3 protein-coding genes are annotated in these 2,432 nt (G+C 36.8%); all 3 read right to left on the minus strand.

What is annotated here, in order from left to right; genetic code table 11:
* Positions 1-92: 92 nt before the first annotated feature.
* On the minus strand, positions 93-1,088 hold the full coding sequence (locus IJL02_RS11650) for a hypothetical protein (protein ID WP_292816632.1): 996 nt from the start codon (positions 1,086-1,088) through the stop codon (positions 93-95).
* A 12-nt stretch (positions 1,089-1,100) separates the two neighbouring features.
* Positions 1,101-1,946 (minus strand): hypothetical protein, encoded by an 846-nt coding sequence (locus IJL02_RS11655; protein ID WP_292816634.1) that lies wholly within the window; start codon positions 1,944-1,946, stop codon positions 1,101-1,103.
* An 11-nt stretch (positions 1,947-1,957) separates the two neighbouring features.
* Positions 1,958-2,432: leucine-rich repeat domain-containing protein (locus IJL02_RS11660; RefSeq protein WP_292816636.1), on the minus strand; the 475-nt coding region annotated here is incomplete at its 5' end.

Consider the following 2,432-nt stretch of genomic DNA (forward strand, 5'->3'; position numbering starts at 1 on the left):
GAGCGGCATTGATGCCAATTCTTTAAGAAGCAATGAATATTATGGCAGAAGCATTGAAAGCTGGTAATGATATGGCAAAACATCTGTTAATTTCATCCATATTCCAAACCATTTAATTGAAGATTAGGCAGAAAAATCCTATCTAAGATAAGCCTTGTAATATTTTCGCAATCAACAATTTGCATATTTTCTATTTCACAACACATTTCCTTAATCCATTCGTTGAAACGAATCAAGGCAGTCGTGTTTCCTGTTTTGGCCACAACCCACAAAGCATGGCCTATTCTGCCCCTGACATCAAAAGCAATCGAGCCGTCAAGCTTACGCCGAAACCTGTTGCAGAAAAAGCCTTCCGATAGTTCATCTGAAACCACTTGCGACAATGCTGAATCAGCCTCGTCAAGAGAAACACAACGCCCTGTCTTGGCACAAATGTAAACATATCGGAACGGACTCAATCTTTCCTTTTTGATTACAAAGTTTTTATCCTTCCCAAGACGAACCAAGAACCATGTGTATGCTTTATTCTCTATTGCACCTTCATTCTGATTTTCAAATAGTTGAACTTTCCCGTTCAAGTATTCTTCCGATGCCCGTTTTTCAATGACACGGAGTAACCGATAATTATCCGTGTCACGCTCCCAATACCACTCAACGGGGTCAAAATAGGCATCTCTCCAAAACCAATCATCAAGCAGATACTTTGCGCACCAAACAACATCATGCTTCGTTGTCCTTCTCATAAACGCATCCACAATTCTCTTTTGGTCATCAAACGATTGATAATCAAACCGTTTTTGCAACTCAATTCGAGAGGTTGTAATTCGCCCGCTCTTGTCATTATTGAAATCGTCAAGCAATTGATTAATAGACGCATTTGGCATTTTCGGCATCATATCCATTTGTGACGGATAAAGCCTTTTGTCGATGAAATCCAAAAGACGGCCCGTTCCCGAATCATCAAAGTAATAAAACTCCAAATCCATTTTCAATTGCTGCAATTCGGCAATCGACAAGGAATTGATAATGTGGCGTATAACATCGTGACTGTCTTCCACATTTTCCACAAGATATTTTGCGAGTTCCATAGTGTTGCGTAATTAAAGTTTAACGTTGTTGCTTTTTGTAAATTCATCGCATTTTTCAGCAATTAAGCGCAGTAATTCATCTGTAATGTTGATTGACAATTGATTCGTATGTATCAACAATTTGGGTTGATTTCCAAGATGAACATTTAACCAATTTCTTTTAAGTTTACAATTATCATCCCTATCAATAGTTTTCCCGTCCCACTTCACGCCAAACAATTCTTCCAAATCAATTCCAAACTCTTTCGGATAATGACCTGCAGCGACTATTACAATTGGGAATTGTTGATAAAATGGTAATTTCAGCAATTCTGTGGTTCTTACTTTTATTGATTCTTTTCGTTTTTCGACGTCAGCTTCTTTACTATTTTCTGCAGATACTGAACTCAATTCCGTAGAAAAGCAGTATTCATGGAAACAAATAGTTCTTTTTCGTTCATCATCAAGGGATATGGTTTCCATCTGATTGATTATTTTCTGATAATCAAACCATGTACGGCTTGTACCATAGTTTTTCCCATTATCAATTCTGAAGTATTGACCTCTATAAGGATACATAGGGTTAATCGGAGCCTCTGGGTCTTTTTTCCAAAATTCATCCTTATCTGCATTAAAGAGAGCCATGTCTTTTTTGACGTTTTCCAACCAACCTTCAACATTTTTCAGATTCTCTCTTACGTATTGCTTTTCTTCTTTTCTCTCATCAATCGCTAATTCTTTTCCAATAATCAATATTTTAGCGTTAGGATTGCCTACGCCAATATATTCAATATATTGGCCATTGAATTGATTCTTTTTGTCGTTCACTTCATTTACAAGTTCTACGAATGATTTCGGATAATTGCAATTGTTTTCCATAGTTTCAAGTTTTATGTTTTCTGCAAATCTAAAAAATCTCCTTCAATTGGCAGCCAATAATCTCGCGGTTTTCCATTAATAATCACATCATCGTCAAATGCTTTCTTATGAACTTGAGCCTTTTTGTTTTTGATAAGGACTGATTTCAAAGACCTACACGAGGCAAAAGCACGAAAACCAATATACTGTAATGAAATAGGAAAGTCTATTAACCTTAAGCACACACACAACTCAAAAGCCTGCGACTCTATGCGTTCCAAATTTTTCGATAGCATGACTTTTTCCAGCATACCACAATCGATAAAGGCGCACGATTTAATCTGACTCACGGATTCTTCCATCATTACAGTTTTTATCCACGAACCACGAAAGGCATTTTCACCAATCCTTCTTACATTTGATGGAATAATTATAGATTCCTTTTTATTGCCTTCGAAAGCCCCTTCGCCTATTTCTTCAACTGTGTTAGGAATAATCGTATTAATA

It is taken from the genome of Methanobrevibacter sp. (assembly GCF_017427765.1).
GTDB lineage: Archaea > Methanobacteriota > Methanobacteria > Methanobacteriales > Methanobacteriaceae > Methanocatella.